This is a genomic window from Paenibacillus oralis, assembly GCF_003863965.1.
GTDB lineage: Bacteria > Bacillota > Bacilli > Paenibacillales > Paenibacillaceae > Fontibacillus > Fontibacillus oralis.
The window spans coordinates 4,369,716-4,394,903 of sequence record NZ_RRCN01000001.1 but is presented as its reverse complement, the minus strand read 5'-3'; the positions used below and the strand labels follow the sequence as shown (position 1 = coordinate 4,394,903).

Genomic DNA, 25,188 nt, shown 5'->3' with positions numbered 1-25,188 from the left:
GTCCCAACCTCCAGCATGAACATGTAATTGATAGATCCAAATCCGTTCGGCTCTTATCGTTCCCTACTTGACCTGACGGATAACATCAATGACCGACCCGTCTCTGTATTTGACTACGCCTACGACCTTATCCTCCCATTTGATCGGCTCAGGATAGCCAACGACCCGGGTTGCCTTTTCCTTTAGCTCTTCGATAGACACAACCGGGAGTTTGGCCGACTGCAGATTATTCAGCAAATCTTGCCGCAGCGGATTGACCGCAATGCCTTGGTCTGTTACCAGAACATCCACCGTATGCCCCGGCGTTATGATCGTATTGACCTTGTCCAGAATCGATGGCATGCGGCCACGGAGGAGCGGCGCGACAATAATGGATACGGCTGCTCCCGCCGCTGTATCGCAGTGGCCCCCGGATGCTCCCCGAATCATTCCGTCGGAGCCTGTGATAACATTCACATTAAACTCCAAATCAATCTCAAGGGCGCTTAATACAACCACATCCAACTGGTGGGCCGCACATCCCGCGTTATCAGGGCTCGCATAATATTCGGCGTCGATTTGGTGGTGGAACCTGTTGTTCTTTAAAGATTCCACCGCCCTCAGGTCAAAGCTCTGGACATCCAGCAGCCTGTGGATCAACCCTTCTTCATGGAGATCGACGATTTGCTGGGTAATTCCGCCGAGAGCGAAGCTGGCCTTGACGTTAGCGGCGAGCATCTTTTCCCGCAAGAACCGCGTAGTAGCCAAAGATGCTCCTCCGGATCCGGTTTGCATCGAGAAGCCGTCGTAAAAATAGCCGGAAGCGCCGATCACGTCGGCGGCATGCCTTGCGATCAGCAGTTCCTTCGGATTGCTGGTGTACCGGGTTGCGCCCGATACAATTCCCTTGGGATCGCCGATACAATCCACCACAACCACATAATCCACCTGAGACTCGGGTATACCAAAGGGCACATTCGGGTAACTAACAAGATTGTCAGTAATGAGAACGACATTATTCGCATGCTGGGCGTCTACTTTGGCATAACCGAGCGAACCGCAAGCGGAGGCCGCATCGTTTCCTCGGGAATAGCCGTTGGCGTTTCCGTAAGGATCGCAGGAAGGCACACCCAGGAAGGCGACGTCAATCGGACATTCTCCCGATGCGATAGCACGCGCCCGCCCTCCATGGGAGTTGATCATAACGGGAATGTCAAACATCCCGCGGGAATAAGCATGGGCAAGCTCGCCTCTCAGTCCGCTTGTTTCAATTCTGCGGACAACACCGCTTTGGATATGCTTTACCAGAGGGGCATGGATGTCGGTGAGGGAACTGGCCGCAATCGTAAGATCGCGAATTCTCATTTTGGCGATAACATCCATAACCATATTGACGATATAATCCCCGTTCCGAAAATGATGGTGGAAGGATATTGTCATCCCATCCTTTAAGCCGGTCGCTTCAATGACCTGTTCGATCGAGCCCATGACTTTGTCCCTGGACGGGTTATGCTGGCGGTCCTTCAATCTTTCCGTATTCTTATACTGGCCGTTGGCCGCTTTCTTATGATAGGGGACAAGCGGTCCGATCCCGTCAATAAACGATGGAATTTCTCTTCCCGCCTCGTTAAACATACCATTCACCTTTTTTCGCTTATATTTTAACGGCAGCCGCAAGATCCAGCACCCTGCGGGCCCGTTCCACGACCGGTTTGTCAATCATCTTCCCGTTCAGGCTGATGACACCGGAACCGTTGGCTTCCGCTTCTTCTATAGCTTCAATAACATGCTGCGCTTTCTCTATTTCATCTTCCGTTGGCGCATAGATCCGATGGACAATTTCGATCTGGCGCGGATTGATGATCGATTTCCCGTCAAAACCAAGCTGCTTGATCAGCTTCACTTCGCCCGCGAATCCTTCATCATCCTTCACATTGGAAAATACGGTATCGACCGCGGCTATCCCAGCTGCCCTGGCGGCGAATAAGACGAAACTGCGGGCCGTAAGCAGTTCGATTCCCTCCAGGGAACGGGTTGTCTTCAAATCCGTCACGAAATCTTCCGCGCCGATCGCTATCCCGATCAAACGGCTGCTCGCCGTTGCAATCCGCTCGGCGTTCAAGGCGCCCTTGGCGCTTTCGATGGCCGCAAACAGTTTGATGGTGCCGCGGGGCAAACCGATCTTTGTCTCAATTTCGGATATCAGTTCATCCGCTTCGACCACATCTGCGGGCGTTTCGGTTTTGGGCAGCCGGATTGCATCCGGCTTGGCTCTTACGATGGCTTCGAAATCATCTCTCCCGTAGGGGGTATTAAGCGGGTTGACTCTTACCAGGATCTCGGTGCCGCCGAAATCCAATGTCTTCAAGGCATGATAGACGATAAGACGTGCGGCGTCCTTCTCATTCAGCGAAACCGAATCCTCCAGGTCGATCATAATGGAATCAGCGCCGTAAATATGAGCATCCCTGATCATTCCAGGGTTATTGCCGGGTACATAAAGCATCGTTCTTCTAAGTCTGCCCATTTATTTCTCCCCCCATGGACGGAGGTCCTCATCAACCGCACGGCCTACCGCCGTCTTGACTCTTGCTTGAATGGTGCAATCCAGAGCGCCTTTGTCATTGGCCCGCACCAACACGTCCTTGACTCCCAATCCTTCCAGCGTTTCCCGGATTACTTTACGAATTTGACCGCCAAACTGGTTTTCAACCGTGCTGACAAGCTCGATCTCGATCCCTCTGCCTTCATTATCTTCAACGGCAATGGATATGTCGCTTGATTCCAGCGTGCCTGCAATGGCCGCCTGTTTGATCTTCACATGAAACACCTCTTTTGATGATGTGCCGGTTGTAATGCCGGTTTACCAGGACTGGAAGATGTCACTGATCACCCTTGCCAATCCCGAGCCCGTAACCGGTTTGCACATATAATCGTCTATGATCAGACGTTCTTTGTACCGGGTAACCTTGTCTTCGACTAATCCCGTCACCAGGATGATCTTGATGCGGGGATGCAGCGCCTTCATCCGTTCCGCAAGCTCCAGACCTTTCATGCAAGGCATGGCCTGGTCGGTAATGACAATGTCAAACCGGGATGGGTTCTGCTCGAAAATTTTCAGCCCTTCTATACTGTCTTGCTCCGGGATCACCTTATAGCCCATCGACTCCAGGCTTCTTCTCATGGCCTTCAATACTTTCCTGTCGTCATCGATCAACAGAATGCTTTTAGGCTCCACAGTAACGGGCGGCAGATCCGATTGCCGGCCGGAAATCTGCGACCGTGACTCAGGGAGGTACACCGTAAAGGAGCTTCCTTTTCCTACTTCACTATCCACGGTAATAAAGCCGTTGTGATTCTTGATGATACCGTAAACGATGAACAGTCCCAGCCCCGTGCCTTCGCCTGCAACCTTTGTCGTAAAGAACGGGCCGAAGATTCGAGACATGGTGTCCTTGCTCATCCCGTGCCCCGTATCGGAAACCGAAAATTTCACATAGTCGGCAGACGTATCAATTGCTTCGTTCTGAATTTTCCCAAGTTCCTGTACGGGCACATTCTCCAGCGTGACATTCAATACTCCGCCGTTATATTTCATGGCATGACAGGCATTGTTGCACAGATTCATAATTACCTGCTGAACCTGTACTTTATTGGCCAGAATCGCCGATGAGCCGCCCTTCTTTTCGAAAATCACCTTGATATTCGGGGAAATAATCGGCTTCACCAGGTTTAGGGTTTCAGCAATAAGCTCTTCTAAATTTACGGCTGCATGCTTGCCTTTGCCGCTGTCGGAACGGCTGAAGACGAGAATCTGCTCAATGATGCTCCTCCCCTTCTCGGAAGCTTCGTAGATCTCGTTCACATACTCATGAATCTCATCCTTGGGGTCAAGCTTGTGCAAAATGATTTCCGAATACCCCTGAATCGGAGTCAACAGGTTGTTGAAATTATGGGCAATCCCCCCGGTGAGCATGCCGAGTTCCTGAAGCTTCTGGGAATGCAGCAGCTGCATATCTTTCTTCCTTAATTCCTCGTTGGTGGAATTCAGCTTCCGCAAATATTTGGTTTCCACTTCCAGTGCGGCTTTTTTTCGCTGAGTCTTCATAATAATGAAGAAAGCACAGGAAAGGATCAGCAGAATCATGGCAAAAATCTCGAGGAGCCTAATCCTGCTTTGAGCGATCGGGCCTTTAACCTCTTCATAATCCATAACGGCGGTAACGACCCAAAAGAACTCATTAAAACGGACCCTGGAAAAAGATTCGAATTTCTTTGTTTTTTTGAAATCTTTGTCCATCCACCAGTATGAATTGTATTCCGCGGACCCTTCCTCCCGGCTCAACTGCATATCTATCAGCCTGTCGAGATCCTTGTAATCCAGGTTTGGATAGATCCTCTTCAAGGTCTCAACGGACTTCCCGATATTGTCCTGTTTCGGGTTCATAAGATAAATCCCCTGAGCGTTCTTTACATGAATATAACCTTTCATCCCAACCTTGACGGGTTTGACGAGCTGTTCATATAATGCGTTCAGATCCACGCTGCTGATCAGCATGCCTTCATATTCATTGTCCAGAAATACCGGGTGAATAATAGGCAAGACGTACGATCCCGGCTGTTCAAGCTTCGCATCCCCAATCAAAGGTCTCTTTTCCTTCATGACCCGCTGTATATCCTCTTTGACCAGGTCATAAATTTTTTGGGCTTCGGCATCATTCATTTGGGGATAGGTGTTCACTATGCTTCCCGTTTTGTTGATCACACTAATGCTGTTAACCCTTTCTTTCTTAGCCTTGTAATAGGCTTCTATCGCTTGCTCTACAGGCCCGGAGTCACCGTCCGCCAAACCGGAAGCGACGCTGCGGTTTCCCGCCACAATTCCGAGATTGCGGATTTGTTCCTCAAAGGAAGCCTCCAGATTTTTGCTTGTCAATTTGGCTATGGTCAACAGTTGTTCCTCTTGCTGGCGGATCACCGTCCGTTCGCTGTCCATATAAACCGAATAAGCCATCCGGACGAGGATAAGAACGATGAACGGAAGCGCAAATAATACTAAGTTATACAGCACACTTTTTCGTTTCAGCAGCTTTCTCATGTTGAAATGCATGCAGGCTCATTCCCTCCGGGCTGTTCCATAAACGGTAAAATTGCTCAGAGCGTCAGCCAGCGAAGCAGGAAGATAGCTGCTGTTACGGTAGCCGCACCGCCCAGACGGGTGCACACTTGTGCGAAGGGCATCAGCTGCAGCCGGTCGCAAGCGGTCAGAATCGCCACATCGCCCGTTCCTCCCTGGCTGCAGCGGGTTCCGGTAATAATCGCCGCTTCAACCGGGTACATATTCATCCACTTTCCTACAAAATAGCCGGTTGCAACCATGGTGATGACGGTTACGGCAATTGTAATCAAATAAGCGGGACTCAATACGGAAATTAGGCTTTCCCATGGTGTTTTAGCTACGCCCATACCAAGCAGCAGCGGGTAAGTTACAGCGACGACGAAAAAACGCTGCATCATTTGGGCCCCGTCTTGAAGCTGCTTAGGCAGAAGATTGAAGTACTTCACAATAACAGCCGCGAATAGCATAACGATTACGCCAGGCAGTCCAACCGCTTCAGCCGCCAAGGTCCCAAGCATGAAAAAACCGATGGCCATTACGGCGCCTGTTGCCATTTGGTTCAGGTTGATCGGTTTTTTGTCCTTGTCTTCCGCATACTTTAATACATCGCTGTCTCCTGACTTAAGCAATGTGCCGTTCCCTGACAGCTCCGGTTTCTTCTGGCCCAATTTGTTCAGCAACCCCGATAAAATAATCGCGCATAAGCTGCCCAACATCACTGCCGGTAGAACGGCTGCGAAATTTTCTTCCTGTGTCGTGCCTAGAATTTGGCTATAGCCAATGGACAGCGGAATCGCACCTTCCCCAACACCGCCGGCCATAATCGGAACAAGGACATAGAAGAATGTCTTGTAGGCGCCGAGCCCAAGGCCAATGCCTGCAATCATGCCTGCCCCCATAGCAAGAAGAGTACCGGCAATGACCGGCACGAACAGCTTTACGATCGCATTCACCATTAAATCCCGATTCATCCCAAGAATGCTGCCGCAGATGACGATGGCAATGTACAGGTACAGGAAGTTGGTTTGTTCCATGAAAACGGTAACGGTATCAATTGCAGCTTGCGGCATCAGTCCGGCATACACCATATAGGACGGTACGAATGTCGCCAAAATGGGAGCGCCTCCGAGATCCTTAAGGATCGGAATTCGCTTGCCGATTTCGCCTAGAATAAAACCATAAAGCATCATAATGGATGCAGCCCCGAGCATATCTTGCGGAAAATGGCCGCCGTGAATCAGAAAATAAACCACCAGCATAAACGGAATATACACACCTACCGGTATAACTCCGCCAATCCGATAGCTTAACATCTTTTTCCAAACCGGTTGCTGCTGCAGAGGCAGTTCTAACGGATTATTGATCATATTCTTCCTCCTCTTAGATAGGGGATTTTTTCACAATCATAAACAAACGCTTTCATCTCCAGTTGTGATCCAAATTTGATGTTGTCTCGAGACACATCCTCATCATAAAGAGCAAAACTTAAAGTATTCTGACTGAATCTTAAAATATTTTAAGAATCCCACCATGCAAAAAAAACGGCCGGATCGGGAAATATCCCAATCCAACCGCTTGTATTTCGAGCCTGCTTAATCCACGGTGAAACGGTATCCAATACCCCATACGGTCTGTATATGCTTGGGCTTCTCGGGGTTATCCTCGATTTTCATTCGCAAATGCCGGATGTAGACCATGATCGTATTATCGTCGATCACCGTTTCCTTCCAAACGTTTTGGTACAGCTGCTCCTTGCTGAATACTTGATTGGGATTCTCCATGAAAAATTTCATCAGCAGAGCTTCCTTGGAAGAAAGCGGCACTTCTGCACCGTTTTTATAAAATGTATAGGATTTCAGATTAAACAGGAACGGACCTTGAGTCAGCTTCGTATACGCGTCCTTTAATTCGATCAGCTCGCGGTAACGCTTAATATGGTTTTTGACCTGTGCGCAAAACACCGACGGACTGAAGGGTTTCGTAATATAAGCGTCGGCTCCCAGACCAAAACCGATAATCTGATCTGTGTCTTCCTTTTTGCCGCTAAGAAAGATGATGGGCGTATAGATGCCCATGGCCCGGGTTTTCCCAAACACGTCATATCCGTTGTAATCATCCATCACGATATCCAATATGATCAGATCAACAGTCTGATTCCGGATTATACTGAGCGCTTCGCTTCCGTTTTCCGCTTGAATCACCTGCATGTTATCGCTTTCAAGTACATTTTTGACAAGCTTTCGAATATAATCTTCATCGTCGGCGATGAGCACCTTGGCTTTACTCATTCCCTAGCTGCACTCCTTTGTCAAAAATCATGCGTCTCCCCTGTTAAGGAAACATCCGCCCCCTATTATAACATTAACTTGTGAATGAATGCACAAGACAATAGCAAAAATGGGACAATGGGCTGGTATGAGGAGTGAGCTCCCTGGAATTTAAGAAAAACGCCTGACGGCGTCCTTTAATGGCTCTGACTCCTACTTTGGAGCGATTGCGATCGGAGGCTCTTCCTAAACTTTGGACGCTACTCTAACGGACACCAGCGACCTTATCCGCCCATTTCCCGGATATTTCCCAGCCTAACGGACACAGACGACCCTATTTCGCTCTAAACCCGTTCATCCAGGCCGATTTGAGGTATATAAGGTCTTCTGTGTCCGTTACATTTTGCAAACCTCCGTTTTTCCTCAAATAACGGCTCTGGTGTCCCTTAGCCCCCTGATTCCTCTTCTCCTCCCTCGGAATTTTATACTTTCTGATATTACGAAAAAAGCCCGCTCATGGAACGGGCTTATAGCTACCTCACTTGATCTGCGCCGCCAAATCCTGAAGCGCGGCCTGCAGATCGCCCTCGCCCGCCAGCGGAAGCTTTAGCGCCTGCTCGCCGTAGGTCCAAACGAGATCGGTTTTCTTCTCCGTAAATGGCGAAATAATGCCGAACTTCTGGGCTCATCACGACACCCCGTGATTGGTTAATTCCTTCAGATAAACGTACCGCTCCTCGGTAATCGATTTCTCCGCGGCCAAAGCGATCAGCAGAGCATTCCTTCTCACCTCGGCGCTGGCAAAAGGCTGCCTGTTGCTGCGAATGCATTCCAGAAAATCGATGCGCTGAGCTTGCCCGCCGGTGTGTCCGCCCATAATGGAGTCCGAAATGACATCGATATCGAGATGGTCTCGGGTGGAATTTTCCCCGCCGGCGATATCGATCGTTTTGTCGTTTTTCACCACCATCTGCGCGCCATTGCTGCCGATCAGACCGATTTCCAGCCTGTCTCCCAGCAAATTCATCGGCTTCAAGTAGAGGCATAAGCCGAGATTGGCTTTGCTTCCGTTATCGTAGTCGATCGTAATAAAGGCGTGGTCCACGACCGTGGGATTGTCGATATTTTTGGCCGGATAGTGGCTGTATGAATTGGTGATCAGGTTCGGCTGCCCCTGCTTGATCATGTGCTGTCCGCCGGAGGCAAACACCCGCACCGGGTTGGCCCCAATCATCCAGTTGAAAATATCAAAGTGGTGGCAATCCTTCTCCACGATCGATCCGCCCGATTTCGTCTTATCATAAAACCAGTCCGCCGGCGGAAAAGAATCACGGAATTCCTTGCACCACATCATTTTCACCTCGCCGAGCCGTCCCTTCCCCACTTCATGCGCCAATCTGCGGTAGACATTCGAATAGCGGTAGACCAAACCGATCTGCAGGATGCGCTGATGCTTCTCCGCCGCCGCGATGATTGCATCGCAATCTTCCAGCGTGTGTGCGACCGGCTTTTCCAGAAAAACATGCTTGCCCGCTTCCAGGAAAGCCATCGCGATCGGGCGGTGCATATAGTTCGGCACGCTGATGACGACGGCATCCAGATCTTCCTTGTTAAGTTAGCGAACGTCATCCTGAATAAAATATTGTCCTAAGAAGGAACACTGCTTAGCTCCCGTTGTCCTACGCACTATCCATCCTGTAATGCAAGAAAAAAACTTATCTCGCATTACGCAAATTTCACGAAGCATTACGCAAATATTTGCGGCAAATTGGATATTATTAACATGAATTATTGCACGTTTTTTTCGTTTGTCAACGATTTTTTCGCCGTTTTATTTGCGTTTTTTGCACATGGGGCATTGCCCCATATGCTTGGCTGGTATATCCCAAGTACGCAAAAAACATGCCTCCCCGACGAAGAGCGCATGCTTATGGAAAAAATCCGATATTTTGATATTACCTGGCCGCCAAAAGCATGATGATTCCCGAGGATCCAAGAGAGGACACCATCTACTTCCCCGCCAATGACAGGTCGATAGAGTCCGTTAACACTTCTAAACGCCACTAGCGTTGCATTAACTTTTGCTCAAGTTTTCCCGTAAAAGCTACCCGGCGGAAATCTAACGGTTGTAACAGCGGCTATTCTCCGAAAAAAGACCTTTTCTAAATTCTAACGGTTGTGAGCGCCTTTATTTGCCTGAATCTAAGCAAAAATAGCCGGATTTAAGTGAAATAAGCACCATGACAACCGTTACAATTTAAAATCAACGTTCTTGGAACAAATAGCGCTTGTGGCAACCGTTAGAATTTGTGGCTAGAATTAGTTCCTCCTTATTGTGATATATAGATTACTTATTAATCGTAATTATTACGCATTAATACAACTTATACTATCGCAAAAAATTACGATTTGTAACCCCCGTTATCTCTACTATTGCAAAAAGCTCGTGAATCCCTTCAGAAGGAAATTCACGAGCTTATTCATCTTAATATGGCGCGGTCGAGAGGACTCGCATTTTCAACCTCTCACTGTTCCGGCTCCCCATCGTCAGCGGATGGCGTGCCGCTGTATGCAATATTCTCCAGGACATCCGCGCTTCGATCATCCACCCAAAGCTGCGGCGCGCGGGAATGGACAATTTTGGCCAGCATGTCGATCCGTTTTTGCAAGGCGCTGCAAAGAGCGTCTCGCCTTGCTGCGTCGATAAACAGCGAATCCTTCAAGATATCCCGAAATTCTTCCGCCAACCCATGCAACGCGGACAAGTCGAGCCAGTCAAAGGACGTGACCAGCTTGATTTGCTCGTTATGGTCATTTTTAAAGGGCTTGCACGTTAGTTTTGTGGTTGGCGAAATGAGCGAAAGCGGCTTGGAAAACCAAAGGGAGGATCCACTGTCGTAAATCGGAGCGGCCCCGATCCACTCCAGCGTTTCCGCATTCCGAATCACGCCGAAATTGTTTTGATGCCTGTCCTCATTGGCAATAAGATAGTCCACGACAATCATTTGATCCAGCGCATCTGCGATGCCGGGAACACCTAGCGCTTCGCAACAATCCACGTAATGCCGGTACACCGAAACATGATTGGGCTTTTGCCGGGTCTGCATCACATACCATGCCGTCACAAGCTCAGTCTGCGGAGTGATGAAATCCTCGCATACGCTGTATGGATAACTCTCCTGCTCCAGCAGTGTGTAGGAAACGTGAGGGATGCCCAGGCGCTCCATCAATCGGCTTGCCAGCACTTCATTGTAGGGTTCCTGCTGAATCGCACCGCTGCCGCCTTTGATAAGGCAACGCTTCCCGTCCGATAAGGTCCATTTCTTTTTGAGCCAGCCGTCCGACGTGTTGTCCGGAGATATCAAACTTAAGCTTTCTCCCGATACGCCTTTGCCAAGCAACACATTGCCTACATCTTCGGAAAAAGCAATGTCGAAAAAATTAACCCGTGACCAGTCGGCATCTGAACCCAGTGGGCAAATCCAATACTGGTCGGACAAACTGAGGCCCAAACCTTTGTCCAACAATTTTTGGGTGGTGGTCAGCTTCAATTGGGCCAACGCTTCCTGGATCCCGTCCCGGCTGGCTGGAATAGCGCGCCCCCGCCACCATTCATTGAGCGCAGCGCGGTCGATGCGTCCCTTTTTGACCGGTATTCCGATGGGAACATGCTGTGCGTCATAAACCTCGCCGATCGCCGAAATGGCACTCGTCGCTTCGTCAAGCTCGATTTCCGCAACCGGGACGTTTTTGTGTTTCAGCACATATTTTTTGTTCCAAGCATCCGCCATATTTTCAACTCCTCTTACCATGTACCTCTATCATATCTCAAATCCGAGGAACTGCAAGGCTGCCGGAAAAGCTATTAATCGGTACGTACAGGCACAGCATGAGGAACATATCTGTTCCTACGCTGTGCCTGCTGTTATCTATGTTTTATTGTTCTGTACCAAGCTCCAATATCCGCACCAATAGGGTCACCGCTTCCGCCCGGGTCGCAGTACCGTTCGGAACGAACTTTTTGTCGCCGCGGCCATTCACGATGCCCAGCTTACGAACCGCCTCAATCGCGCCTTTGGCCCACTTCGGGATGTCCTTATCGTCCGCGAAGCCGGTCGTTGCGCCTGCTTCATCAGACTGTTTAAGCGCCCTGGCGATCATCGACGCCATTTCCGCGCGGGTAATACGCGCATTCGGCCGGATGCTGCCGTCCGCGTACCCGCTCACAATACCTGCTTCAACCGCATTCGCGATCGCTTGCTTCGCCCATCCGCCGATTTTGGCCTCGTCCGTAAACGCAGCCGCTGAACCTGCTCCTTCCAGCTTAAGCGCATTGGCCAGCATGACCGTAAATTCGGCGCGGGTAATGGCGGCATTCGGCTTGAACGTTCCATCCGGATAGCCGCTGACAAGCTTCATGCCCGCCGCGCTCAGGATGGCGTTCTGCGCCCAATGTCCCGCGATGTCTGTGAACGATGGCGCCGGCTCGTTCGGTTCGCCGCTTTCGTCCTTCTTCTCGCCTACAGCCATGACCGCAAACTTGGTGAAGTGATCCACCTCGGCCGTAATTCGATCGCCTTTCACGACGCCGCCTATTTCAATCCATACTTTCTTTGCTTCGTCATAGTAGAAGATAGCGACTCTTTGATTGTCTCCTATGAGAGACGGATCGAACTTCATCGAGATGACGATCGGCTTCTTGAAGTTTCCTGCCATATTTTTCGTCAATTCAAAGACGTTGCTGACCAGCGTTTCCTTATCGAATACGAGGTTTGCCGTACTGAGCAGCTTCTCGATCTCGATGCGCAGCTCCTGCTCCGCCGCTCCTGCGCCTATCGTAAGGATAACTTCGTTATCGAGACTGACCTCGCCGGTCCTGCCGCTCGGAATAAGGATGGTGCCGTTGGTCGATTTGATAACGGAAGTATCATTGCCATTGCCTGTGCCGCTGCCGCTCCCCGGCGTCTCCGGTTGCGGATCCTTCGGCGTTTCCGGTTGCGGAGCCTTCGGTGTCGCCGTTACGGCATTGGAGAACTTGCTCTCGCCCCCCGCTCCCACGGCTTTCACTGAGAACGCGTATCGCGTGCCGTTCGTCAGACCGGTTACGGTGTATGCGGTGTCCGTGACGTTCGCCTGCACTTGCACCCAATCGGCCGGATCAACCGGAGCCGCAGACCCTGCATACTTGTAAACTACATAGCTATCCGCTCCAGCCACGGCATCCCAACTCAGCGAAACTTTCCTGTCGTCCGCCAAGGCGGCAAGATGAACCGGCGCTGCCGGAACCTGCGACAATGTCGAATTCGGCACCGCCGTCACGGCCATGGAGAAATCACTCTCGCCTCTCGGATCTACGGCTTTTACCGTGAACGCATAACTCGTTCCGTTCGTCAATCCGGTTACCGTATACGTGGCTTCCGTTACGCTGGCTTGAGCCAGCTGCCAGTTGCCCGGATCGGGTGGCGCCGCCATGCCTTCATATTGGTACACGGAATAGGTGACGCTTTCCGCCGAAGCATCCCATTTTAAGGTTACGGATCGGTCGCCGGGCGCCGCCGTCAAATTCCCAGGCGGAGCCGGAACAGATGCTTCATCCGACGATGGGATCACTTCGTTCGACGGCGCGGACGAGGCCGATTCCCATTTGGCGTTCCTTGCTATCACCGTAAAGGTATACGCCGTACCGTTCGTCAGACCGGTGACGGTGATTGGGCTGTCCGAACCTTCCGCCGTCGCAACAGCTTCTCCGTTTGCCCACGCGGTTACCTTATAGCCTGTAATTTCGCTTCCGCCGGAATGGATCGGCGCGGCAAAGCTTACCTCAGCGGACCCGTCATGACCGACGGCATGCACATCGGAAGGTGCGTCCGGGGCGGTAGCAAGAGCCGAATATACTTTAAACTCCCAGAGTGAGTAGCCGTATGTGGTCCCTCTTTTCGTGCCGTACATCTGGACGTATCTTGCATTCACGGGTTCGAAGGAGATTCTATCGATTCCGCCGTCTCCGGTTGTGGTGCTGTAAACGGTAGTCCAATTCGTATTGTCGTCGGAAACCTGAATTTGGTACGCCTTTCCATACGCGTCTTCCCAATGTAAAGCGACCTCCTGGATGGACCTGCTAGAGCCAAGATCGACATAGATCCACTGCGGATCGGAATAGTTAGATCCCCAACGGGTACTAAGTGAGCCATCGACTGCATAACCGGGCCCCACATTCGCGGCTTTGGACGAGCTTGCCACTACCGGCTTGCCTTCTGCAAGATTGGGCGGTACTGCTTCATACACGTTAAATTCATGAAGTGAGTAGCCATTTCCGGTACCCTGCTGAACTCCTTGCATACGAACGTACCTGGCACTGACCGGACTGAAAGAAATGTCTTCGATTCCGCCTTCACCCGTCGTCGTTGAGTAAACATCCGTCCAGGTGACAGCATCGTTCGATACTTGAATTTTATAACTTTTTCCGTACGCTTTCTCCCAATTTAGCCTAACTTTATGAATCAAAAATTGATTTTGTAAATCAACATAAATCCATTCATTATCCGAATCGTTTGAACTCCAATACGAAGTTCTGTAAAGATCCGTGGCATTCGAGGCATATCGATTGTCTTTGCTGGATGAAGCGGTCGCGCCTTTACTGTAAGCGAGATCGAATTCGCTGTCGTCGATGGAGGCTCCCTCATCCAAAGTCATGCTTCGGCCTGTGAACGTATCCTTGCCGAGCGTATAGCTTGTCGTGGATGTTTCCCCGTTTCGATCCAGCGTCACGTTCACGGTAATCCCCGGTGTTTCGGGATTAGCGACTGAAATACGGACAGGTGCTGCGGATTCGTCAACGATAACCATGGCGGGTTGATCTACGGTGACCGTCAAACCGTCTCTCACCGTCACCGTTCCGGGTTGATAAAACAGCAACTCCGCAATTCCCAAAGAGTTATGCCGGACAGCCTGGACGGACGGTGTATTCGAAAGAATACTTATCGGGTTGTCGCTCGCGTAACTGCTGACCTCTTCGGAGGTTGTGTTCGGCAATACAATGTATTGGTAGGAAGCGTTTGTGGGTTTCACGCCATGATCGAGCCAAATCGAAAAAATCGGCTTGGTCATCGTCTCCGTTGAACTTCCCGAAATGACGTCGCTCCATTTTCCGGTTTTCGTCTCCCGTTTTACTTGAAAATCCGTCGGATTTGGGAAAATATAGCCGATATGATCGTTATAGGCCCAGCTTCCGCCCGTTTGCATCGTTCCGTCTGCTATCGGATTGCCATCTACGAGAACTTCGCCTATCGCCTGACTTTGGTTCAATGTCGTGTGGATCGGCGCGGTATTCGTCGAAGCGATTCCTGCACCAAGCGCCACCATTTCATCATCGAAAAAGAAGTAGCCTTTCTTTCCGCTTGTATTCAGCTTGTTAAAATCAAATGCGGTGGCCCCATAACGCTCGTTTGTCACTCCGCCTACAAACGTTTTGGGATTGTTGAAATTCCCGTCTTTCGTGAGTGCGTACGGGGCCGTCGTACCGGGAACATGGGCCCAGTCCATCAACGGGTAAACGGGTCTGTATTCGTCGCCGGTTCTCTGAATGGCAGTGGCTCCTTGCGGCGTCCAGTACAACAGGTTATATCCACTGGGATTAATCGTTCTCCATTCGCCGCCTTTAACCGTGCTGGAGGCCATCTTGACCGTAATTCCGTAGTCAGTTCGCATATGGGAGGAGACAAGCGTCTGCCATTGCGTCATATTGCTCAATTCCAGTCCGTTGCTCGTGTTCGTGCCGATCATGCGAATATTGTCAAGGAAACTTGCAAACTCCGTAGCCCGCTTCGGATTGGCCGTCTGCATCCATTGCATCGGATCTTCATAGAAGGTCAAAGCCGCGCTCACGTAATCCGGCCAATCAGGTCCATTCATCCCCATGCCCAGATCGGCAACATCGCCTTTCACGAGATACCTGGTGCCGTCCAACAAGTATGACGATAACGAATCAATCGCCGCCTCGCTGTACGAGAACACGGTGCCCGAAGTAATGTAGGCCCAGAATGACATATCTCTGGCAAAGCTTCTTCCATAGCCCGTCGTATAATTCGTTTTGCCATGCATGAAAAAAGACATGTCCGACTGGATTCCCGTCACCGTCGTCGTCACATTCGACAGTACGTTAAACGCATTCACGGCGTTCCGGACGATCTGGGCATCCTCCAGCAGTAAGCCGCGGTACATATAATTTTGATTGTACCAGGACGAATTAGCTCCATCGACAGTGTGTGGGCTGCTGTCTAACGTGTCAATAATATTGGAGACTTGCGTTGCCGTTAAATAGCCTTCACATAGAAGCGCAATTTTTTCCAGCCTTAATTGTTTGCCGATTCCGGTTTCCCACCAGTTGGTTGAAGTCGGCTTTACCGTGAACCAATAATCCAGCGCCTTTTGAATACCGCCTAATAGCGTTTCACTATGATAGTTTGGATCATTCGGGTCAGCAAACGCCTGCGCCATCGACTGCATCCGGTCTAAGGCAAGGTAGGGCGACCAACCTCTCCCATTGGCGGCGGAAGTTGTACTCGTGTAATCGACATCGCCCCAGCTTCCATCAGGGTTTTGATTGGATAAATAAGTACCTGCCTGTGACTTGAAGGTCCATTCGACCCGACCGTTCGTTCCATCATTTATAATATCTTTGGAGATGTAAAAATCAACCATACGCTTTTTCATCATTTTCATATCAGCGATCTCTTGAGAAGCATTCGTTTCCTCGGGAGTGCTCGCCGAAACGGGCGAGTATAAAAATATCGATGATATCATTAAACAAACAGTAGTAAGACATATCCACTTCTTTACAAACCTTTGCCTTTGGTTAGCCATTCTCATGCTCCTCCTTTGTTAAGCTCAAAATGTTATTGATAACGCTTTCACATCAATGGATTGAAGAAGGCAGCAAACACTGCCTTCAACCCTTCAAAAAAACGTACTATATATATCCTCCAAGGGGATGTCCACTACAGCCATCACTTCGTCCGCGGCACCGTAATACATGCGGATCGTTTGATCTAGTAAAATGGCTCCGCACGAAAACACGACCCCGCCGAAAAATCCATTCACCTCATATGCAGCTTCCGGCTCCAAAACGGGTACACGAGATCTTGCTATCACCTTGGCCGGATCATTCAAGTCGAGCAGCACTGCGCCCATACAATAGCGATGCTTGCTGTCCGCGCCGTGGTACAACGCAAGCCAGCCGCGATCGGTTCGAATCGGAACCGCGCCGCCGCCCATACGAGCTGAATCCCAGCCTTGTTCGCTAAGCCCCATCAAGAAGCGATGGTTCCCCCAATGCTCGAGATCGGGCGATTCTGCGATCCATATCTCGGGAAAGCCAAACGATTTCGGCACCGGACGATGCAAAGCGTAGTATTTGCCGTTAATTTTGTCCGGGAATATCATGACGTCCTTATTTTCGGGAGCGAGCATAAGCCCGTGACGCTTGAATGTTCGAAAATCCCGGGTCTCCGCAAGGCCAACGCCAACGCCGCGAGCGGAGGCGGAGCTGTAAGTGATATAATACATGTCCCCGATTTGGGTCACACGCGGATCTTCAATCCCCCACGCTTCCAGAGCGTGTTCCGGAAACAAGGCCGGCTGTGGCTCGATGTCGAAATGAACGCCATCCTTACTTCGCGCCACCCGCAGATGGGATAAGGAGGTGAGCATGACCGTTCGTCCGTCCCTTGCTACGAAGCGCGAGTCGGAGAAATCATAGCTCGGATCGGCCTTGTCGTAGCGCTCTATAAGTACATCGGTGCCCGCTTCGTTAAGCCGGGGGACGAGCACTTCGTCCTCCCGGTCCGATATCGGCGCTTCCGAAACGCGCAGCAACAGAATAATTTCATCCCGTACTTGTGCAACGCCTGCATTAAACGCTCCAAGCACTTGAAAGTTGGGGCGGGAGGGTGCAACGTCCCGGGTCCGTATAACAGGATTTTGCGCGCAGCGTTTTACGTTCATGTGAGATACCTCTTTCCGTCTTTCAATGATTGTTATTTACCGGATGTAACGGCATCGATTTGCGCTTGAATTTCATCGATGACTTTTTGTCCGCCGAGGCTCGCCATTTTTTCCTCCAGCGTCGCCTTGCCTTCCTCCGCAGACAGCACACCTTGACTAAGCGGCAGGAAAAACGAATCGTGAAGCGGCGTAATTTTGGCATATTCCGTCTTCACCTTTTCAGCGTTAAAGCTGAAGCCTGCCGTCGGACTAAGCGTGAAATTAGCCGGGTCGGCGGAGAAGTCGAACCACTTTTTGTCATCCGGCATCATCGTATCCGGCGTGCGGTTCAGCGTTGGCCGCCAGGTCAGCACAAAGCCCGGGAACGAATAGTTGGACAGCACCTTATAGCTCGTATCGCCGACAGGCTCCCAGTCCTTCCCTTGAATGCCGTATTCCATCAAATCGTGGTTTTCCTTAATGGACAACCAATTAACTACGTCCAGAGCCAAGTCGCTGTGCTTGGATGAAGCCGGAATGCAAAGGAAATTCCATTGCTGGAAAGCAGTAAACGGCTTGGCCTTATCCCCATTCGGAACGAAAACCTCAAGCTTGTCGCTGCCGTCCTTCAGCATATCCGAATATTTCAATCCCTCCACACCGTCAGCCGCATAATAGGTGGCCGCATATTTGCCTTGTTTGAACAGTGTTTCCGCATTTTGCTCCTGCGCAATATTTTTGGAAATTATGCCGTCCTTGTAGTATTTGGTGACGCGTTCATAACCATCGGCAATCATCGGGCTTGCCCATTGACCGACAACTTTCTTGTCCTTGGTTGAATAGGCGAACATGCTGACGCCGATTTCCAGCACTTCATCGAGTGCGAGATTAGCGGATTTGCTCAGGATAAACGGAAGTTTATCGGCTTTGATGCCGTTAATGACGAAGGGTCTGACATCCTTCTCGTTTTCCTTGACCATATACAAAAATTTCTCCAGATCTTCGAGCGTTTTCAACTCGGGAAGTCCGTATTTCTCGCGCAAATCTTTGCGGATAAGCAGGCCGTATACCGGGCCTTGGGTGGTGCCGAGCGGAATGCCCATAATTTTGCCGTCGAATTTGTTATAATTCCACATTTCATCGGGAATGGACGCTTTAAGCTCCGGACGCTCGGCCACCATGGCATCCAGTTCCAGCAAAGAATTGCTGGCGATCATCTGATTCATGGACAACCATGGGGCATCCAAATACATATCGAAGTCTTCCCCGGCAGACATCTTCACAGATACCGCATTCCCGTAATCGGACCACGGTAAGAAATTGATATTCAAGGCCGCTCCGACGTTATCCGCTTTCAATTTGTCGTTGACCGCCTGCAGCACATCGTCAAAGCCCGCCGGCTTATCCCCCGGGAAATAAGCTTTCAGGGTCACCGTTTCCTTCGGTGCGGATGTAGTGCTTTCCGTATTCGTTGGAGCATTCCCTTCATTGCCGCCAGTCCCCGCTTTGCCTCCGCAGCCCGCCAGCATCAATGACAAAGCCAATACTGTGGCCGTCGCCGCGCCAAACCATTTTTTCAATCTCATTTCGTTAACCTCCCTTTATTTAATGAAGAAAAAAGTATCTATGATTAACCGGGCTGATCCGGTTAATGCCGGAAATCCTCGATTACCCTTTGACAGCTCCTACCGTTAGACCTTTGACAAAATACTTCTGAAGCATGGGATACAGCAAGACAATCGGCCCGATCGTCAGCACGGTTGTCGCCATCCGCACGCCATAGGTTGGTGGCGTCACGGCAATGGCTGCGGCGGCGGGAATGAGATTTCTGGCAGCCTCCATATTGGATACCATCCGGCGCAGAATCAATTGCAGTGGGAACAGCTTCTCATTATCCACGAACATCAATCCCATAAACCAGTCATTCCAGTAGTTCAGGGCATAAAAGAGACCGACGGAAGCCAGAATCGGCTTCGAGATCGGTATCATAATTTGAAAGAAAATTCTCATCTCATTCGCTCCGTCAATTCTTGCGGCTTCCTCCAATTCCTCGGGAATTGTACGGAAGAAACTGACCAGCAAAAAGACGAGGAACGGCTGGCATAATAATGTTAAGATTAGCACCCAAACGGTATTCTGCAAATGCAGCCACTGACTGACCACAATATAAAACGGAATGATGCCTCCGGAAAAAAGCATAGGCAAATAGCAAAAAATCAGAAAAGGCGTTTGCAGGACATTCCGCTTGTTGGCCAGAGAATAACCGAGCATTGCGGAAATGCACAGCGCGCTTAATGCGCCTACGGCGGTGATAAAAATCGTGACCGCATAGCCGCTCAGCAGCACATCCGATTGCAAAACCGCTTTATAAGCGTCCAGCGATAATTTTTGCGGAAATAAAGTATACCCGTGCGCAATCAGTTCCCCCTCGTCCGTAAACGATCCGATAATCATCAGCAGAAAAGGAAACAGACAAAATAAGGTGAACAATAAAATGAACGTATAGGCAAATACCGTAAAAGTCCGATCCGCAGCACTCTGTTTCTGTCTCATCGTTACCTCCTAGAATAAAGCGGATTCTTTAGACACCCTTCGGGTTACCCAGTTGGCGGCAATGACGAAGATCAGTCCCATAACCGACTGGAACAGGCCAACCGCCGAAGACATTCCGAAGTCATGCAGCTGTCTCATGGAGCGGAATACGAAGGTGTCGATGACGTCGGTAGTCGGATACAGCAAGGAATTGTCTCCAATGATGGCATAGATCATGGCAAAGTCCCCGTTGAAAATCTTGCCTACGGCCAGCAAAGTCATGATCATAACAGTAGGAACAAGCAGCGGCAGCGTAATGCGCAACACAATCTGCAGCTTAGATGCCCCGTCAATCCGGGCAGCCTCGTACAAATCCTCCGATATGCCGGTAATCGCGGCCAGAAAAATAATCGAAAGATAACCGGCTCCTTGCCACACGCGGATAACCGTCAGAATGAACGGCCACAGCTTCGACTCAAACATCCAGTTGACCGGTTCCAAGCCGAAATTTTGCAGCCAAGTATTGATCATCGGCTCTTCCCCGCCGAACAAGGATTGGACAATCATTCCTACCACAATCCAGGACATAAAATAAGGAAGAAAAATGAAAGACTGCGAAATTCGTTTGAAATACTTATTGCGAATTTCATTGAACATTAGCGCGATTAATACAGCTGCCGCCGTAGTAAACAAAATGAACAGCATGTTCAGCACCAGCGTGTTGCGCAGTATGACCCAGAAGTCATCCGAAGTAAAAAAATAGTTGAAGTTTTTAAAACCGACCCATTCGCTTCCCGTAATTCCTTTGGCAAAATTATAGTCTTTGAAGGCAATCATAATCCCGTATATGGGAAAATAACTGAACACGAGAAAGAACAGCAGCCCCGGCACGGCCATAGCATAGAGAAAAGGATTACGAACAATATGCTTCAGCACGGGCCGTTTCCTTGCATTAAGTTGATATTGCATAGGTTTTACTTCCCCCTTTCATCGAAACAGGCAATCGCATCTGCGTCCCGTTGTTTAAAGTGCGAGTTCAAAAAGTCGGGTTTTCAGGACCGAGAAGGTTGAATGAAGCTAGGGACTGAGTAGCGGAGCGTAGACAGATCTACGTGAGCAACGGAAGGCCCGGCTGAATTCAAGATTCGACGCCCGATCCACTTCCTGATCTGCTTCGTCATGGAAAGATGACTTTTTGAACAACCTCTTATACCCTTACCTTACCGAGCCCTCACTGCAACGGCAATTCCGGCAAGCTCCAATTTTTCCTGCAAGCGCAGATTTACGAACTTCCCAAAAACAACACTACCCTCGAAAATAACCGATTCTGCAGACAGGAATGCTCGTTATGCTATAATTAATAATCTAAAAATGATAAGAATCGGAAGTTATAATAACGGGGGATTCAGAGCAATGAAGTTCAGACTTCCACTTTTCACATCGCTGAAGCGGCATCCTACTTATATGAAACTTATTTTTTATTTTGTCAGTGCAAACGTTCTGGTTCTGGCTGTATCTTTTGCGCTGCTCTATTGGCAGTCTTCCCAGACGCTTCTGGAAGAGATCGGCGATCATTCCGAATCCTTGCTATTGAACGGTGCCCGGAACACTGCGCGTCTGATGGAATGGTCTTTGGAATTCAGCTTCTCCTCCAGCGATGACAGTACCCTCAAGGTGAATGCCCTTTCGGATCAATACAGCGATTTTGAAACTTATGAGGTATGGAGACGGCTTATCGAAATCAAGAACGCCAATCCGTCTATCGATTCGGTATACCTAATCAACGATTACACAAATACTGTAGTAGATTCCAGACTTGGATTGAGTGATGCGGAAGCTTTTTACGACCAGGACATTATTAAGCGTTTGCAGGATCCGGCTACAACGGATCACAGCGTTCTCATTCCGAGAACCTTGTCCATTCCGCTTGTCGGGATTAAGGCCAAAGAGGTGATTAGCATCGTAAGATTTTACGAAAAAGGCAGTTCCATCTCGGCTTTCGTTCTGAATATAGATACTGTTAATTTAATGACCTTGCTTCAGAACAATTCGAATTATGCGAACAGGTCGGTCACTGTTCTGAATGATCGGGATGAGACGGTTTTTAGCAGCATTCCTTTGAATCAGGAACAAATTGCGGAGCTCAGGAGCCAAGGGAATAAGGGCGAAAGCGGATGGAAGCTGTTTCAGCCCCGCAATCAGGAAGAGCAACTGATGGTTTACGCAGGCTCCTCCATCAAAGGCATTCAGGATTGGACCTTTATCGAAACTATACCGAAGTCTGTCATTTTGGGAAAAATCACTGTTCTTCGCAACACAAGCCTGATCTTGTTCCTCATTCTGTTCGTAGCATCATTGACCGTGATCGTTCTGATTTCCAAACGGGTGTACTCGCCTATTCAAGAACTGATTAGCAGAGTGATGCGCCAGCATCAAGCGGAAAAGCCCGGCGAAGGATATAGCGCAAATGAACTTGACTACTTATCCAATGTGTTTACAGCCCAACGCAATCGGATTTATGAACTGACCGAACACTGGCGGCATACTAAAATTCTGGGTAGGGAGCGGTTTTTACGGGATTTTCTGGGGGGGATCTACCATACGGCAGAGGAAATATGTTCTCAATTTCAAGAATGGGGAATTGCTCTGCCGGAAGATCAGCTGTCGGTGGCCATCTTCCGAATCGACCACTTCTCGGAATTTACGGAGGCCTACCCGGAAAAGGACCGGCGTCTACTCCGATTTGCAATGTCCAATATTATCCAAGAGTCGCTGCAATTTTCCAAGCACAAGCTGCAAACGGTGGACATGGGGAACGATCACGTGGCGGTTGTCTTATCGGCTCCATTGTCCGAAGAATATGCGAAGAAGCTGCAAGTATCTAAGCAGTTAATGGAGCAGTATTTGTCCATCGGTACGACCGTTGCTTGGGGTAGGACGTTGCCCAGCCTGACCGACATGCATGAGGTATATATGGAGACGTATGAACTAACGCACGAACGGTTCCGATTCGGGCACGGAGCGCTCATCATTAAGGCGTGGCTGGCCGACGCACCAGGAGAACTGTATCATTTGCCTGTGGACAAAGAGCGGCAGATTGCTCAGGCTCTTCCCAAGGGTAACGCGGATACGGTTCTGGAAATCATACGCTCAGCCGTGGTCAAGCTGCGGGAACTGCCCTATTTTGAATGTAAAATGTCGTTGATTACCTTGTTTATGGACATACGCCGGCTCATGCAGGAGCACTCCAGTCAGCCGCTGCCCCATTCATGGGGGCTGACTTCCATCGAGAATCAGATCATACAGCAGGAGACGATGGAAAACGTAGTGCCATGGATGGAAGCGCTTATAACCAAGACGCTTGAAGACATTGAGGCTGCCCGCAGTCTGTCCAAAAACGCGGCCCTGATCAAGCAGGCGGACCAGTTCATTGAAGAACAATTAACCGATTCGAACTTGTCCGCAAAAATGCTGGCCGACCATTTGGGTCTGTCCGTGAACTATTTCCGCAGTTTGTATAAAGCGGAGACAAACCAGTCGATAACGGAGAAGATATCGGAGAAGCGCCTAAATTACATTTGTCAGGAGTTGCTTGCCTCCGACTCGCCGATTGAGCCGATCATCCAAAAATACGGATTTTCGTCGCTTAACACGTTTTATTCCATCTTCAAAAAGGTGTATGGAATGACGCCAGCCCAATATCGGAGGATGCATAAAAACACCACATCCTAATAAGAATCCTTTTAATTACCTTTAAACAAATGGATGGTCCGTACAGGCCCATCCATTTGTTCTTCCTAATGCACTGCTATGAACGTTACCAAATCATCATTTTTTAAACTGCGGCAGATGCTCTTTATGCGCTTCCAACAATTCATCCAAAACCACTTTAGCCATGTCGCCGCTTGTCACCAGAGGATTTAATGTAAAGGCCTGCAAGGCTGTTGCGTAATCTCCTGTGACGGCTGCTTCAATCGTCAGCTCTTCCATCGCCTTCATTAACTGCAATAGCCCTCTTTGAGCGGACGGGAATGCGCCAAAATGTACAGGCTCCGCACCGTGTGCCGTAATAATGCTCGTAATTTCAATGGCACTGTCATAAGGCAGATCGTTAATCGCCCCGCAGTTGCGCGTGTTGACTACCATGCGCGTGCCTTTGTTGTTATAGATGGCATTAATCACTTCACAAGCCGCGTCGCTGTAGTATGCTCCCCCTCGTTGCTCCAGTTCTTTGGGCTTGTAATTCAGGTTGGGATCTTTATAAAGTTCAAACAAACTTTCTTCCAGACGTTTCACTATCTGCCCGCGGGTCCCTTCTTTATTGGCCTCTTCCTGTTCTTCTTTCAACATGCTATCCGTCATGTAATAATAACGATGATAAGGACAAGGCAGCATTTCCAATTGAACAATTTGTTCATACAAGAAGCGCATATTTTTTATATTTTCCACGATTTTTTCCGGTTTGGCATCGGGACCGTAAAGTTTATCGATCACCTCAGCGGTAAGCTCTTTGCCGTTTCGGTCATAGACTTTGTGCCAGTGCAGGTGATTAATGCCGGCAAATTTGAAGAACAATTCTTCTTCGCTTTTTTCCAGTACAGCGGCTTCGTTCTTAGTCGCCATAATGGGAACGTTGCACAAACCAATCACCTTCTCCCACCGGCCGTATCGCAGCACGGCTTCTGTTACCATTCCCGCCGGGTTCGTGAAGTTGATCAACCAGGCATCCGGGCACAGTTCTTTCATATCCTTGACGATCTCCAAGATGACCGGAATGGTGCGGAACGCTTTAAACATGCCGCCTGCTCCGTTGGTTTCCTGACCGATCATGCCATGACGAAGCGGAATCGTTTCGTCTTTAATGCGAGCATCCAAAAGGCCTACCCGGAATTGGGTTGTGACAAAATCGGCATCCGCCAGCGCTTCTCTCCGATTGAGCGTCAAGTGAATTTCACAGTCGATTCCCGCCGCCTTTACCATCCTTTTTGCCATAGCCCCGACAATTTCAAGCTTCTCTTTTCCCGCTTCAATATCGACAAGCCACAGTTCCCTGAGCGGAAGTTCATGGTGCCGTTTAATAAACCCTTCGATCAATTCGGGGGTGTAGCTTGACCCGCCGCCGATCGTAACGATTTTTAATTCTTTTTTCATTGAAATACCCTCCTTCGTTCTTCGTTTCTTTTGACAATTCGATTGTAGATTATGTAATGCATTACAGGTCAAACCCTATTTTTAGGGATTTTTAAAAGGCATCCGGTTCTACTTTGTAAGTAATCAAAACAATGCTATGCTTAATGTGGAGGTGGGCCA

15 protein-coding genes are annotated in these 25,188 nt (G+C 49.5%); 1 reads left to right on the top strand and 14 read right to left on the bottom strand.

The genetic code is table 11. The annotated features are described in order from the left end of the window. Positions 1 to 63 precede the first annotated feature (63 nt). The 13 genes from citF to EHV15_RS19605 form a co-directional block, all read right to left on the bottom strand. Complete coding sequence (citF, locus tag EHV15_RS19670) at positions 64 to 1,614, bottom strand: citrate lyase subunit alpha (protein WP_128632691.1); 1,551 nt, start codon at positions 1,612 to 1,614, stop codon at positions 64 to 66. Positions 1,615 to 1,633: 19 nt separating this feature from the next. Further along, positions 1,634 to 2,506 carry a citrate (pro-3S)-lyase subunit beta gene (gene citE / locus EHV15_RS19665; RefSeq protein WP_128632690.1) on the bottom strand — a complete coding sequence of 291 codons (873 nt, stop codon included), beginning with the start codon at positions 2,504 to 2,506 and terminating at the stop codon, positions 1,634 to 1,636. Then, positions 2,507 to 2,800: a citrate lyase acyl carrier protein gene (gene citD / locus EHV15_RS19660; RefSeq protein ID WP_128632689.1), complete on the bottom strand. Its 294-nt coding sequence runs from the start codon at positions 2,798 to 2,800 to the stop codon at positions 2,507 to 2,509. Positions 2,801 to 2,842: 42 nt separating this feature from the next. Beyond that, positions 2,843 to 5,089, bottom strand: a complete 2,247-nt coding sequence (locus EHV15_RS19655) for an ATP-binding protein (protein ID WP_128632688.1) — start codon at positions 5,087 to 5,089, stop codon at positions 2,843 to 2,845. Positions 5,090 to 5,133: 44 nt separating this feature from the next. Next, positions 5,134 to 6,465, bottom strand: a complete 1,332-nt coding sequence (locus tag EHV15_RS19650; RefSeq protein ID WP_128632687.1) for a 2-hydroxycarboxylate transporter family protein — start codon at positions 6,463 to 6,465, stop codon at positions 5,134 to 5,136. A 225-nt stretch (positions 6,466 to 6,690) separates the two neighbouring features. Further along, a complete protein-coding gene (locus EHV15_RS19645; protein WP_128632686.1) occupies positions 6,691 to 7,386 on the bottom strand; it encodes a response regulator transcription factor in 696 nt (231 codons plus the stop codon). Positions 7,387 to 8,053: 667 nt separating this feature from the next. Beyond that, positions 8,054 to 8,965 carry a Gfo/Idh/MocA family protein gene (locus EHV15_RS19635; protein ID WP_281281724.1) on the bottom strand — a complete coding sequence of 304 codons (912 nt, stop codon included), beginning with the start codon at positions 8,963 to 8,965 and terminating at the stop codon, positions 8,054 to 8,056. 925 nt (positions 8,966 to 9,890) lie between these two features. After that, positions 9,891 to 11,156: a HipA domain-containing protein gene (locus EHV15_RS19630; RefSeq protein WP_128632685.1), complete on the bottom strand. Its 1,266-nt coding sequence runs from the start codon at positions 11,154 to 11,156 to the stop codon at positions 9,891 to 9,893. 145 nt (positions 11,157 to 11,301) lie between these two features. After that, entirely contained in the window at positions 11,302 to 16,086 is a 4,785-nt protein-coding gene (locus EHV15_RS19625) for a polysaccharide lyase family 8 super-sandwich domain-containing protein (protein WP_178075903.1), read from the bottom strand. A gap of 234 nt (positions 16,087 to 16,320) precedes the next feature. Then, the gene (locus EHV15_RS19620; RefSeq protein WP_128632683.1) at positions 16,321 to 17,367 is read right to left on the bottom strand and encodes a glycoside hydrolase family 130 protein; all 1,047 of its coding nucleotides are present in this window, start codon (positions 17,365 to 17,367) and stop codon (positions 16,321 to 16,323) included. Positions 17,368 to 17,399: 32 nt separating this feature from the next. Further along, complete coding sequence (locus tag EHV15_RS19615) at positions 17,400 to 18,932, bottom strand: ABC transporter substrate-binding protein (RefSeq protein WP_128632682.1); 1,533 nt, start codon at positions 18,930 to 18,932, stop codon at positions 17,400 to 17,402. A gap of 82 nt (positions 18,933 to 19,014) precedes the next feature. Beyond that, positions 19,015 to 19,899: a carbohydrate ABC transporter permease gene (locus tag EHV15_RS19610; protein WP_128632681.1), complete on the bottom strand. Its 885-nt coding sequence runs from the start codon at positions 19,897 to 19,899 to the stop codon at positions 19,015 to 19,017. 9 nt (positions 19,900 to 19,908) lie between these two features. Continuing rightward, positions 19,909 to 20,847, bottom strand: a complete 939-nt coding sequence (locus EHV15_RS19605; RefSeq protein WP_128632680.1) for an ABC transporter permease — start codon at positions 20,845 to 20,847, stop codon at positions 19,909 to 19,911. Between the two features lie 444 nt (positions 20,848 to 21,291). Between EHV15_RS19605 and EHV15_RS19600 the strand changes: the two genes are divergently transcribed. Further along, positions 21,292 to 23,610 (top strand): helix-turn-helix transcriptional regulator, encoded by a 2,319-nt coding sequence (locus EHV15_RS19600; RefSeq protein WP_178075902.1) that lies wholly within the window; start codon positions 21,292 to 21,294, stop codon positions 23,608 to 23,610. A gap of 96 nt (positions 23,611 to 23,706) precedes the next feature. Here EHV15_RS19600 and EHV15_RS19595 read toward each other — a convergent pair whose 3' ends face one another. Beyond that, complete coding sequence (locus tag EHV15_RS19595; RefSeq protein WP_128632678.1) at positions 23,707 to 25,029, bottom strand: 6-phospho-beta-glucosidase; 1,323 nt, start codon at positions 25,027 to 25,029, stop codon at positions 23,707 to 23,709. Between the last annotated feature and the right edge of the window lie 159 nt (positions 25,030 to 25,188).